This window comes from Candidatus Binataceae bacterium (assembly GCA_035294265.1).
Classification (GTDB): Bacteria; Desulfobacterota; Binatia; order Binatales; family Binataceae; genus DATGLK01.
In genome coordinates this window covers 18,135-30,286 of record DATGLK010000077.1, presented here as the reverse complement: position 1 = coordinate 30,286, position 12,152 = coordinate 18,135, and the positions used below count along the sequence as shown (strand labels likewise).

General features: G+C 64.0%; 11 protein-coding genes. 3 read left to right on the top strand and 8 right to left on the bottom strand.

Annotated elements, in window-relative coordinates:
• From VKV28_12805 to VKV28_12795, 3 genes are all read left to right on the top strand, one after another.
• The coding region (locus tag VKV28_12805) for a helix-turn-helix domain-containing protein (GenBank protein ID HLH77675.1) at positions 1–243 on the top strand (243 nt) is incomplete at its 5' end.
• A 21-nt stretch (positions 244–264) separates the two neighbouring features.
• On the top strand, positions 265–2,085 hold the full coding sequence (locus VKV28_12800; protein ID HLH77674.1) for an ATP-binding protein: 1,821 nt from the start codon (positions 265–267) through the stop codon (positions 2,083–2,085).
• 82 nt (positions 2,086–2,167) lie between these two features.
• Complete coding sequence (locus tag VKV28_12795; GenBank protein ID HLH77673.1) at positions 2,168–2,602, top strand: hypothetical protein; 435 nt, start codon at positions 2,168–2,170, stop codon at positions 2,600–2,602.
• A 29-nt stretch (positions 2,603–2,631) separates the two neighbouring features.
• On the opposite strand, the gene VKV28_12790 is transcribed toward VKV28_12795, so the two are convergent.
• From VKV28_12790 to VKV28_12755, 8 genes are all read right to left on the bottom strand, one after another.
• Complete coding sequence (locus tag VKV28_12790) at positions 2,632–3,864, bottom strand: ATP-grasp domain-containing protein (GenBank protein HLH77672.1); 1,233 nt, start codon at positions 3,862–3,864, stop codon at positions 2,632–2,634.
• A gap of 222 nt (positions 3,865–4,086) precedes the next feature.
• Entirely contained in the window at positions 4,087–4,872 is a 786-nt protein-coding gene (locus VKV28_12785; GenBank protein HLH77671.1) for a hypothetical protein, read from the bottom strand.
• Entirely contained in the window at positions 4,865–6,079 is a 1,215-nt protein-coding gene (locus VKV28_12780; protein ID HLH77670.1) for a glycosyltransferase family 4 protein, read from the bottom strand. The genes VKV28_12785 and VKV28_12780 overlap by 8 nt, the downstream gene beginning before the upstream one ends.
• Positions 6,080–6,090: 11 nt before the next feature.
• The gene (locus VKV28_12775; protein ID HLH77669.1) at positions 6,091–7,302 is read right to left on the bottom strand and encodes a hypothetical protein; all 1,212 of its coding nucleotides are present in this window, start codon (positions 7,300–7,302) and stop codon (positions 6,091–6,093) included.
• Entirely contained in the window at positions 7,293–8,150 is an 858-nt protein-coding gene (locus VKV28_12770) for a glycosyltransferase family A protein (protein HLH77668.1), read from the bottom strand. The genes VKV28_12775 and VKV28_12770 overlap by 10 nt, the downstream gene beginning before the upstream one ends.
• Positions 8,147–9,205 (bottom strand): GNAT family N-acetyltransferase, encoded by a 1,059-nt coding sequence (locus VKV28_12765; GenBank protein ID HLH77667.1) that lies wholly within the window; start codon positions 9,203–9,205, stop codon positions 8,147–8,149. Before VKV28_12765 ends, VKV28_12770 begins: the two co-directional genes overlap by 4 nt.
• Positions 9,206–9,221: 16 nt before the next feature.
• Positions 9,222–10,721 (bottom strand): oligosaccharide flippase family protein, encoded by a 1,500-nt coding sequence (locus VKV28_12760; GenBank protein HLH77666.1) that lies wholly within the window; start codon positions 10,719–10,721, stop codon positions 9,222–9,224.
• On the bottom strand, positions 10,718–12,148 hold the full coding sequence (locus tag VKV28_12755) for a sugar transferase (protein HLH77665.1): 1,431 nt from the start codon (positions 12,146–12,148) through the stop codon (positions 10,718–10,720). The genes VKV28_12760 and VKV28_12755 overlap by 4 nt, the downstream gene beginning before the upstream one ends.
• Positions 12,149–12,152 lie beyond the last annotated feature (4 nt).

Sequence of the window (12,152 nt, the reverse complement as noted above, 5' to 3'; positions counted from 1 at the left end):
AAGCCGCTGATCTCGATGCATGAGATGCCCGCCGATCTGGGTAACGACCCTGGCACCGTGCGGGTCAGCACACCGCAACGAAACCGGTCGTTGGAAGAGGTCGAGCGCGAGCTGATTTTCGAGACTCTCGACGCAGTAGGCGGCAACAAAGCGCGCGCGGCCGAGATTCTGGGTATCAGCCTGAAGACCCTGTATAACCGGCTCGACCGCTATCGGGGCCGCAATCGCAACGGCGTGGCTTGAGGCTGCCGGCGGGGGCACAAGGTGGGCTTGCGGGCAAAGATCGCGGCCGCCCTGCTAGCGTGGTCGCTGCTGATTATCGCAGCCGTCAGCGTCCTACAGATAAACCATACCATCGTGCTGATGGCCGATGGCTTGGCCAACTCGGGCGAGCTGATCATCAACGAAATTTTCGAGCAGGTTCGTACCACTTTGGCCGGCTCGCGCGGTGACGTGGTGGCCACCCTGCAGCGCTCTCCCGCCTTGCGCACCCTGATCGAATCCTCCGGGGCCTTTGCCCAGGGGGTGGTCTACGTGCGCCTGGAAACCATCGGCGGAGTGCCGATTCTGTCCGAACCGCCGCAAAGTTTGAGTGCCGATCTACCCGCCGCCGCTCCCTTCAGCGCCCTGCTCAAGCTGGCTTCCTCGTGGCTTGGGCTAGCCCGCATCTACTTTGCCTGGGGCGGAGGAACCTACGAGATGACGCGGGTGCTGGAAATTGACGGACAACCTTTCGTGGTCATTCGAGTCGGTCTGTCCACCGCCCTGACCGTAGCCGAGGTACATAACGCCGTGGCCCACATCGCCTTGATCGGAGCCGCGGTGTCAGGCTTCGCCCTGCTTGGCGCAATTATCCTGGGTAGCTTGTTGCTACGCCCGGTGGCGGCCATCGCAGTCGAAGTCGAGGAGCTGGCAGCCGGGCGCGAGACTAAGGCGCTGAAAGTGGCCGGGCGTGACGAATTGAGTTCGCTGGCCGACAAGTTCAACGCACTATCGCAGCGTATCAGCACCGACCGCAGTCAATGGGAGCATGAGCGCAGCCAACTATTCGATGCTTTTCGTTCGATAACCGACGCAGTCATCCTGCTCGACGCCCGCGGCGCCATCTTGTTCGCCAACCAGGAGGCAACCGGCCGTTTGGGACTGCCCGCGGGTGGCATGGTGGAAGGCAAACCCCTGCGCGCCTTGCTGGGCAAGGGCCATCCGCTATCGCGCATGGTGGAGATCACTTTCGCCACCGGCAACCATGCCAATGATGTGCCCATTCAGCTGGCCGATGGTGAGCAGCCGGTGCGCTTATTAGTCTCGATATTTTCGCTGGGGCAGGGGCCGGAACCCGCCGGACTGATCATCATCGCGCGCGACATGCAAGCGGTACAGGAACTCAAACGCACCTTGGATTATTCCAGCCGGCTGGCGCGCTTAGGCGGCTTGATTTCGGGTATTGGCCATCAGCTTCGCACTCCGCTTAACAGTATGAACGTTCACCTCGAGCTGCTCAGTGAGGACCTTGCCCATCAGCGCCCGGGCGCAAGCCGCATCGCCGGCCTGCGCGGCGAAGTAAAACGGCTGGACCGCGCGGTGGATGCGCTGCTGCGTTTCCTACGCCCCCAGCAACTGGAACTGGCCCCAGTGAATCCCAGCCAGTTGCTGGAGGAAACCGCACGCCGGCTGACTCCAGCTACGGTTAAACTGGAATTCGATCTGGATCGGCACCTGCCCCCGATTGAGGCGGATCGCGACCTGCTGGAGGAGGCTTTGACCAACATCATCAACAACGCGATCGAGGCGATGGCCGAGGGCGGGTGCTTGCGGGTCGCCAGCCGGCTGGATACCGACGGTTACGTCCGCTTAATGATCGGTGACACCGGATGCGGGATCCAACCGGCCCAAATGCAGCAGATTTTTCAGCTTTACTTCACCACCAAAGCCAGCGGCAACGGGCTGGGTTTGGCCCTGGCGCTGCGCGCCATTGACCTCCATCAGGGAATCATAGATGTGGACTCCAACCCCGGCAAAGGCACCACCGTCACAATCCGACTGCCGCGCGCGAGTACGGTGGATTCCTCTTTGGCGGCGAATTAGACGGCTCAAACAGCCTGGCGCGATCCAGGTCGGCCGCGCGCGGCTATTGCGCTGCAGTTGCGCGCTGTTGCTTTTGTGCAGCATGGGCTGCGACGCGCAGAGCGATCAACAATGGCGCGATTTCCAGCGCAATTTCAATCATTGGCTGGCGCCACCCCGCGCGGCTACCTACCATCATCATCACACCCATCATAAAGCGCTGCCGCCCACCGAACTGGCCACCACGGGTCCGGCACTTAAGCCTCCGCAGCCCGTCCTGACCCGACCGGTCGGGATGGAAGGCGAGCCGACCGTGCTGGCACGCACGCGAGCGGAGATGTTGGTAGACGCGACCAGGGCGCGCTTTGCTACGATCGATCGGAGCAATCTGCGCAACACCAACGCCGCGCTATACGATCAAGCCAACGGCTTTCTAGGGGCGGCCGAAGGAGCATTGCGCGATAACGACTACGACAGCGCCACCGGCTTCGCCACCAAGGCGTCGCTACTGACCCGCCGCTTGCAGTCCAGTCCCTGAGCCGGTCCGATCGGATCGCCAGATCTGAATCAGGCTACCCAGGGGGCGCGCGAGAACAACGGTTTACGCAGCCAGGCTTTCCCGCGCAGCGACAAGGCCGCCAGATGCGGGGCAGCATCGGTCCAGCAAAAGTCCGAACGGATAGCCGGATTGCAGCAATCCGCCAGAACTCGCGGCAAGCTCCAGGGATGGCGCTGGATGAGGCGTGCTTCACGCAACAGGCGGTGGAAGCGCACACCCGCACGATAGCGCAGATCGGGCGCCACCGGACCGCCTCGGGCCAGCTCAGCATAGGTCCCGAGCATATCCACGCCGGCATAGTGAGACACCGCCAGCGTGCCCCACACGCGCGGATTAACCTCGAGGAATTTGAAATGCCCCATCGCATCCTGGATGAATTCGGCATGTCCCAGTCCGCGGTAGGACAGCGCCTCGAACACCGCGAAGGCGGCCTCCAGCAAACCGGGAAGCTTGATGGTTACGCCTTTGGCGGTCAGGCCGCCCAGGGGCGGCACACCGGCCAGCTTGAGATGGGCACAGACACGCAGTGGTCTTCCGCCATCGAACAGACCGCCCACTGAAAAGGCCCGTCCGCGCACATACTCCTGCAGCGAGGGTGCACCGAACTCGTGCTCCAACTCAGCGATTTGCGCGTAGGCCGCGGCCAAGTCGGCAGGCCTCGTGACCAGCCGCACGTGGTTGCCGGCCTCGCCGCGGTCACCCTTTACGATCAGAGGAAAGCCCAACTCCCAGGCCATCGCTTCAAGCTCACCCTCATCGGCTGGCACCAGCGTGCGCGGTGTGCTCACGCCGGCTTGCGCCGCCACGCGCAGCATCTGCTTGCGGCTCAGCGCCTGACGCAATTGCTCGGGCGGCGTGAGCGCCAGCCCCCTCCAGTGGCGGGCGGCGGGCAGGTCGAGCAAGGCTTCGAGCACTTCCTCGTTGCAGACAAAAATCGCGTCGTAGTCCGCCTCCTCCACCACCTCGCTGACCCGCGCAAGAAAAGCCTGCTTGAGCTGGACCGGGGGCGAAACCATCGCTTGACGCAGGAAGCGCGAATGGAACGCGGGCGAACCGGCCTCGCCCAGGACGTCTACGGCGTAGCCACTCGCGGCCAGAATGCGACACATTTCGATCGCCATCACGGCGCGGCGATCCAGGATCAAGGCTAGCGGGCGGCGCTCGGGCAAGCGAAAATCCAGCCGGTACTCATCGCTCAACTCTTGCAAATCGCGCCATTGCGGCGAACTATCCACGCGCATACGAAGGCATCCTCTCCAAAACAGCCGCTTGGTTGTCAGCCGCTTCTTGCGCAATCTGTTTCATCGAACGCGGATGCAAACCAGTAGCCATTCCGACCTCGCGCTCGGACCGAAGCGAGCCCCGGTCGACCGGCGCTTCTGCCAGCGCGTGCGCACAGCGTACCGCGGGCAGTCCGCGCAAGGACCATCTGCGCCGCCAAGCGCGGAAAGCCACAGTGCGTCTCACCGATGAGTCAGCATCGCACCATTGCCATTGGTTCCGGTCGACCGGCTAGGGGCGCTGTCACGATCGAGCTCCCGGATGCGCCGCTGATTGGACTCCCGCACCGCCTCCAGCAGCGGCGCCGGGGCAACTTGGAGCATCAGGTCAATATTGGGCAACACGCAGTGGCCGCCGATAATCCCGGGGAAGTAGCGGCAACGCGGGAGAAAATCGATCTCCTCGAAAAATTGGCTGGCCTCGTAATAGTCTCCGCCCAGCCGCTCACAGTAGCGATTAACTTCCTGCGCGAAGGCGATCAGCACGCCGAAGTAGGTGGTTTCGCACAGCTTGGCCAGCTCCAGGGTCTCGATCTGGTTCATGCGCCGGGTCTTCAAGCCGGCGCTCTGAAAATGCTCTTCGGCCAAGCTGGCGGTGTGGGGATCGGACGCCGCCACGAATTTGAAATAGTGACGCAGGTCCTGGACCATTTTCGCGTGCTTACCCCGCACCGGGCTGTAGGCCACCGCCTGTCCGCTGCGCTCGGCCAGCGTACGCGTGGTACCCGGCAGTACGGTACTGTTGACGATAGTCAGCTCGGGCCGAAACTTGGCGATGTAGTCGAGCGCGATGGCGTGAAATTTGGCCGCGTCCGTGAACGGGAAGCACAGATGCATCACCCCGATCGGCTCGTCGAATTCCATCGGCTCCAGATCGTGGCGCAGCACCGGCTCGCGTTGCGAGAGCACTTCGGCCAGCGCGCCGCCAACTTCACCCAGCCCGACCACCAAAGTTTTACCGCTATTCAACGTAGACTCTCCTTTCTTCGCTCGGCGCCGGCACTGCGTTTATCCGGCGGTTAGGAAACAACGAATCGATCGCTTCGTAATAGCGCTCGCGCTGCACGCTCCAATTCACCCGCCGCAGCACGGTGCAGGCGCGCTCGGCCAGGCTTTGGCGCAGCGCGGGCCGCGCGTGCAGCTCGGCGATTGCCGCGGCGAGGCCGTCGGCGTCGCCAGGCGCGAAGAAACGCACTGCCTGGTCATCGAAGTAGTATTGAATGGTGTGCAGGCGAGCGGCTATCACCGGGATGCCCAGGGCAACGTACTCCATCAGTTTAACTGGCAGCATCAGATCGGTGGCGCTGCTTTTGCGATTCGGTACCAGCCCCACGTCGGCCTCATTGAGCAGCTCGGGCAGCTGCTCCAAGGGAACCGGCGCGTGAAACTCAATCCACGGCGCCAGCCCGCGCTGGTTCACGCGCTGGCGCAACCCATCGACATAGTTCCCCCCTCCGATCAGCCGCAGGCGTACCGTGGGTAAGCGCTCGCGCAGACGCGCGATTGCCTCAATGGCCAGCTCCACTCCCAGCCGTGGTGCCATCGTGCCATGACAAACGATGGTAAAGCGTTCGCGCTCGTAAACGGGGCGAACCAGAGGGGCGAAAATCCGCGGGTCGGGAACGTTGAGCACTACACTTATCTTGTGGGCAGCGATCCCGGCGGCGATCAGGCGCTGGCGATGAGGTTCGTGCACCGCCAGCACGCGGTCGGCCAAGCCTGCGCTGACGCGCTCCTCCAGGTGTAGCAACTTGGCGCCCAGAGCCCCGCGTCGGCCGCCGAATTTGTCGCGGTACAGCTCGGGCATCGTATCGTGCACGTCGAGCAGGAGCTTGCTTCCCATTAGCCGCACGGGCAGGGCGCATAGCACCGCCAGATCGGGCATCGTGCAGACTACCGCGAAATCGTAGCGATGGCGCCTGGAGAGCACCGCGGCCTGAATGGTGGCGGCTGCGAAAAAACGCAAGTAGCTGCGCAGATAGCTGGCCCGGCTGGAACCGCGGTAGCGACGGATCTGAAGACCTATCACGTTGACCCCGCGGTCGAACCCTTGCTGGGGATTTTGCAAACAGAGCAAATCCACCTGATCGCCGCGTTCGGCTAGCGCCTGGGCATGGCGCTTGACGCGAGCGTCGTGAACGTACGTGGTGTAAGCAATCATCAATGCGCGAGCCACAGATAAACTCCTCAGACCGCCAACGGTTCTTCACTCACCGGCCGGATGACCGCGTCGCGGGTGTCCGCGCCTGACAGGCGCGGACCGTCCTGCTCCAGCGTCAGTTGCATCGCCGCACGCCGCCGCCACCAGTCCGCGACCTGCGAGGGTAAAGCGCGCCAGGCTTGTTTGAAGCCGGCCAGATGGCGCAGCAGTTTTTCGTAGGCCTCGAAGTAGGGTGGAGCGGCGCAGTAATCGGGATGGGTCAGCGTCAGGATCATCCCCGAGAGCGAGGCTATCCAGTCCGCTTTGGCGATCCATAACGGCAAGGGGCTGCGATGGAGCAGGTGTATCAGGGTATGATCCTGGGCCAGGGTATAGGGCAGCTCGACCAAATCGGCCAAAAAAAAGGGAAACAGGCTGCAGGTCCCGCCCGGCTGCGGTTCGTAAGGATCGCTGTCGGCGAAGCTGGAATCGAAGTCGAAATCCAGGCTGGCAATCCACTCCGCTTTTCGCAGCGTAGAGGGGGCGCGAAAGCCGCGCAGGTCGTGGGCGCGGGCCAAGCGTTCAACTTGTGGCTTGAGCGCCTGAAAATCCTCGGCGCTGCGAAACAGGCGACCATCGTGGCGCAAGCCATGCGCCCCGAATTCAAACCCGCGCGCGCGCAAACGCGCCACGCATTCCCAATCGATCGGATATTGATCCAAGGCCAGGTTCCAAGCCGAACGAAAGCCCAGGCTTTCTTCCAGCGCGGCGATCTTCTCCATATCGGCCAACCCGCGGGCACTCTCAACGTCGTGGGTCAGCACGATGGCGCAGCGTTTGCCCGCGGGCCACAGGCCAATGTGCCACGCCGTCTTCTCATTGACCGTCGCCAGCGCCTGCCCCAGCCACTCGCGCCAGTACCGCACGAGCGCGTCCTCGCACGGCCAATGGGGAAACTCGCGCTGGCGGCGCGAGCGAATCGCCAGGGAGTTGAGGCGATAACGTAGATGATCTGGAATCAGCCCTTTAACCCGGTAGTAGGCGTTGAGCGCGGCCGGCGGCCGGCGCTCTTGCTCGGCCAGGTAGCGCTCGAAGAGCAGATGCTCGGCGGCACGCCGGGAGCGCTCGATCGAATCGCCCAGGAGCTGGCGCCAAGCTTCCGGCAATTTCCAAAATTCAAAGGCGTCATTGCTGAAGGTGGCCGCCAAAGGCGGCAGGCAGAGCGCGGCATTACTCTCGCATTGCAGGTTCATTGCCATAGCGAAGCCAGTCCCAACAGCCGCCGGATCTGCTGGCGGCGAATAAAAGCGATCAATTCCGGCGAGGCCGGCCGAGGCATCCGCCTTAGTGCTGGTTTGAAAAAGCCCTGAACAAACGCCAACGCCCCTAGCGGCCCGGCGCCGGTGAGCGCCTGGCGCAGGGCGCGGGCAAGCACGAAGGCCGGCGTGTAACCGGCCCGATATGCCGCCATTCCGGCCGCCGCGCGCGCCTTCCAGCGTCCACCCGCCGCACCTTGCGGCCTGTGATGGCGGGCCACAATGTGAGCGAAGGAGCGGGTGCGAAATCCCGCCATCATCGCCCGCGCTTCGTCCAGAGTGTCCCACCCAAGGCCACTTTCCAGCGGTCCGATGGCGCGCAAACAGCGGCGCGAGTAGGTCTTGGCCGCACCGCGGGTGTGAAAGGCGGGCTGGAAGACCGGATGCCAACCGCTGGCATCGGGCTCCAACAGGGTCGGCCCCGCGATGCCCAGTTGAGCGTCTCGCTCGAATTCGTCAAGTAGTTGCGCAATGAAGAAGGCATCAAAACTGAGGTCGGCATCCAGCCGCAGCAGAAAGTCAAATTCCATCGCTGCTCGCTCGCGCAGCACCCGCGCGACCGCTGATTCCCCCCCAGCGGCGCGTTGGCTATCCCCAGGTAGATGGATCACCTCGATCCAGCGCTGCTCGCGCGCCGCGCCGTCCGCCAGCCTCCCGGTAGCATCCCGCGAACCGTCGTCGATTATGATCCAGTGCTGCGGGCGAACGCTCTGGGCCACTACCGAAGCGATGAGACCCGGGAGCAAGCGCTCCTCGTCGCGGGCAGGTGTAATCACCAGTACCTGATTCATGACAATAGGCCGTAAATCGCGCCGCCCAAAATGCGCGCCAGCGGCGGCGGCAAGCGTTTCCAGAGCTGTGACAAAAGCAGCGCCAGACCACTCAGATGCTCGGCGCTCAAATTGCGCGGCATGCGCGGCATGAAGGCGTAGGGCAAGGGCTCGGCCCGCGCGCCAAGTTCGGCTTTGAAGCGACTAAGTCCGACGTTACGAATGTCGGCGCGGCCCAGATCGAGCACCTCGCAATGGCCGGCCGCGCGTTCAATCACCTGCCAGAGCAGCAAATGGCTGGTGGCAAAGGTATCACCGCCGGCACGCGCGCCCCATTTGTAATACAGCCGCTTACCGGACCGCAGCAGGACTACCCCGGCTAGATCGCGGCCGGCGCGAGAAGCGATCCAGACCTCCAATTCATTGTTGGGAGCGAACAGCTCGCCTAGGACGCGAAAAAAGCGTGCCGGCGGAGCCGGCAAGCCGTGGCGGCGGCGGGACTCACTATGCAGGGCGTGGAAACGGGCCAGCAGCGCGCTATCGGCGCCATATTCCACGTGCACCAGGGCGCGCGCGGCGCGCTTGAGGTTACGCCGAAAATTGGTTGCCAACCCGGCCTGGAGCTGGGCCAAGGGGCGCCTGAGATCGAGGTTCCATAGCGCAAAGGTCGAGCTGACTTGCCAAGGCGGCGGCGCGCTCTGGCCGCGCAGCTCGACCGGGCCCCATTGGCCGTGGGCTAAATGCTCCAACAGCGCGGCCTCAGCGCGAGCGCCGGTGGTCAGCGGCGGAGCATAATCGGAAAAGGGCAAGGCCACCGCGCGGGGAGAAAAAAATCTGTGGGGATGAGCCAGTACGCAGGCCGCGCTCTGCCCTTCACCCGTCAACTCGACCTGCGCCACCGACAGCGGCATCCGATAAACCCGCCGCAGCAACTCCAACCACCGCTCGCCATGATAGAGCCCCGCCCGCGGACTGCGCGCCAACCACTGGCGCCAGCTCTCGTGCGCTTGTGCGTAGGACTCGATCCTCAAGCCGGTGGTTGCCATTTGGATACCGGCCGGGGTGGCCACAGCCATCTCTCGCCCCACTGGTTTACGCCCCTTGAATACTGGGACTGGGCGCAGAACGCGGCGCGCGCACGATGATCATGTCGATCAGCTGGCCGGCCTCCGACCAGCAAAAAAGCGCGGCGGCGGGCAGTCCAATCAGGGGCAAGGCCGCTGGGCCGGAAAGACCGATCGCATCCAACAGCCACTTGCTGGCCAGTGCGCAGCCGGCGCACAGCAACGCCAAGCGCGCGCCGGCGGCGGCGGCGCGCAGGACGCGAGTCATGCCAACCCCGATCAGCGAGGCCGCCATCCAACATCCCGTCACGCCGATCCCGCCCTCCACCACACCCATCGAGGCGCTCACTCCGCGCAGGCCAAAGCGCGAAAACCCCACACACACCGCGACCACCAACAGCAGGCGCAGGCCATGCAAGTAAAGGTCGAAGCCGGGGCGCCCCTTGGTGTAATAGACTGGGCCGATTCCGACCGTCAGGCCGGCTAGCATCAAACCCGCGGCTAGCAGCCGCAGGGGCAGCGCGGCGGGCAGCCATTTGGCCCCGTACACGACGGCCAGGAGCTCGGGAGCAGCCACCACCACGCAACCCATCAACGGCATTACGATTCGGGCGAGATATCCAAAAAATTGCAAGTAAGCGCGGGCCAGTTCGTGGTCGTCGTGCTGAAGCTTGCAAAAAGCGGGGAACGCGACCCGCCCTGCCACTTTGTACAGCCGATCGGGGATAAAGCGCAGCAAGTCCCAAGCGATGGAATAGAAGCCTAGAGCGGTGCTGCCCAACAGCCGGCCCACGATTAGGTAGTCGGCGTTGTTGGAAAGCAGAAAAACCAGCCGACCGCCCAGCGAGGTGGCGGCAAATCCGCCAAAGTCGCGCGCGGCGCGGGTTCGCGGACGCGCGATTGCGGGCGGACCGGCGATCACCCACACCGTGACGGCATGCACCGCCATGCGCATCGCTAGCGCCGCCGGCAGGCAGGCGTCGCGATGGCCGCAATAGAGCATCGTCAGGGCGGTGGCGAGAAAAGCCACTTCGGCCAGCACGTCGGCCAGGGCCAGGACGCCAAAGCGTAGCTCGCGCTGCAACCGCGCGTTGGCGGTAATCAGACTGCCCTCCAGCATCTGGGGTACGCACAACAGGCGCATTCCCAGCACTAGTTCCGGCATCCCCATCCAGCGTGCCACCAGCGGCGCGCCGGCAAACAGCGCGAGGGCGCACAGGGCACTCAGCCCCAGGCTCAGCCACCAGGCGGTGGCGGTGTGCTCGGGCCGCAAGTCGGCGCGCTGAATGAGCGCGTCACAGATGCCGGCGTCATTACACAGCGAGACCAACATGCTGAGCACCAGCAGAGCGCGAAAGACGCCAAAGTTGCGCGGCTCCAGCGCTCGCGCCAGCAGCACCATCCCGCCCACCCGCACAGCTTGAGTCGCTACCTCGGCCGCCATGTTGTCGCGCACGCCGCGAGCAAAGCCCCGCCGTAGTGCGCCAGCGGCAGGCGCCGTCGCGCTCTGAGTGGAATCCGCGCTCACACTCCACTCCCGCGCAGCAACACCGGCAGCGTGCGAAACAGGATTTTGACGTCGCGCCCCAGCGACCAGTCCTCCAGATATTGCAGGTCCAGGCGCACCATCTCGTCGAAGGACAGCCGATTGCGCCCACTGATTTGCCACAGCCCGGTCAGCCCCGGCGGCCCCTCCAGGCGCCCGCGATGCCATTGCGCGTAAAGCTTGAGTTCATAGGGCAGGGCCGGGCGCGGTCCGATCAGGCTCATCTGGCCGAGCACGACGTTGAGCAGTTGCGGCAGTTCGTCGATGCTGAAGCGACGCAGCCAGCGGCCGACGCGGGTAACTCGGCTGTCGGCGGCCAACTTATAGCATTTATCTCCGGCTTGTTGTTCCGCCGCCGCACCGCCGCCAATCCAATTGCGCACGTACTCCTGGTGGACACTGCTGCTGGCACCCGCCTTCATCGTGCGCAGCTTGAAAATGTCAAAAAGCTGGCCGCGTACCCCCACTCGGGTCTGGCGGAAGAAAATCGGGCCGCCGTCATCGAGCATAATCGCCACGGCAGCCAAGCCGATGATGGGCGCGGCTATTAGCAGCATGAGCGTTCCGACCGCCAGATCGAAGCCGCGCTTGATTACATAGTTGAGCCCTTCGATATTGGAGCCCCGCCGGCCGAATAGCGGCACCGCGCCGATCAGCTCGACGTGCAGTCCACCCGCCAGCGATCCCGCCATTGACGGCACGATCCACCAGCCCAGGTGATGGGAGTCGCACAATTCCACCAGTTGCTCCAGCTCTGTCCCCGAGGCGTGGGGCAACCCGATCGCCACTTCCAGCCCCGGATAATACTGGGCCAGCTCTGCCAACCGGGCATAGTCGCCCCAAACCGGCAAGCCGCGGTACTGTCGGCCGGCGTTGGCAGGATCGATAAGACCCACCGGCTCGAAGGGGGTGATATCGTCCAGGATTTGGTCGCACATGTAGTGCGCTATCGGATTGAAGCCGACGATCACCAGGGGAATGCCGATCTTGGGATTGGCGTACAGATGGCGGATCGCACCGCGCACGGCCGCCCGCACCGTCACGACCAGCGCAATGCTCAAGGCGTAAGCGAGCGCGAAGGCCAGACGCGAGATGCGCACATGGACCGCGAAGCAGCCCAGCAGCATCAGCGCCACCGCCCAGGAGCAGGCCTTAATGACCGCGACTGATTCGCTGCGACCGCCCGCGCGCATTCGGTAAAGGCCGGCCGAGCGAAATATCACCAGCCACATTCCAATGATCGCCGCTGCGCCCACTCCCAACGTAGACGTGGGAAGGGCGAGCAGTTGGCTGCTGATGGTATGAGCCGGATCGTAAAGGACCAGCGCGGCGGCAAAAGCCGCAACCACGGCCAGCGCGTCGCCCAGCGCGAACAACCCTTTTTGAATGCGCAAATCGTCGTTGGCCATCGCG

Coding starts and splice junctions, on each gene's coding strand:
- VKV28_12795 (HLH77673.1), top strand. CDS start 2,168: ATGGGCTGCGACGCGCAGAGCGATCAACAATGGCGCGATTTCCAGCGC.
- VKV28_12790 (HLH77672.1), bottom strand. CDS start 3,864: ATGCGCGTGGATAGTTCGCCGCAATGGCGCGATTTGCAAGAGTTGAGC.
- VKV28_12775 (HLH77669.1), bottom strand. CDS start 7,302: ATGGCAATGAACCTGCAATGCGAGAGTAATGCCGCGCTCTGCCTGCCG.
- VKV28_12770 (HLH77668.1), bottom strand. CDS start 8,150: ATGAATCAGGTACTGGTGATTACACCTGCCCGCGACGAGGAGCGCTTG.
- VKV28_12765 (HLH77667.1), bottom strand. CDS start 9,205: ATGGCTGTGGCCACCCCGGCCGGTATCCAAATGGCAACCACCGGCTTG.
- VKV28_12755 (HLH77665.1), bottom strand. CDS start 12,148: ATGGCCAACGACGATTTGCGCATTCAAAAAGGGTTGTTCGCGCTGGGC.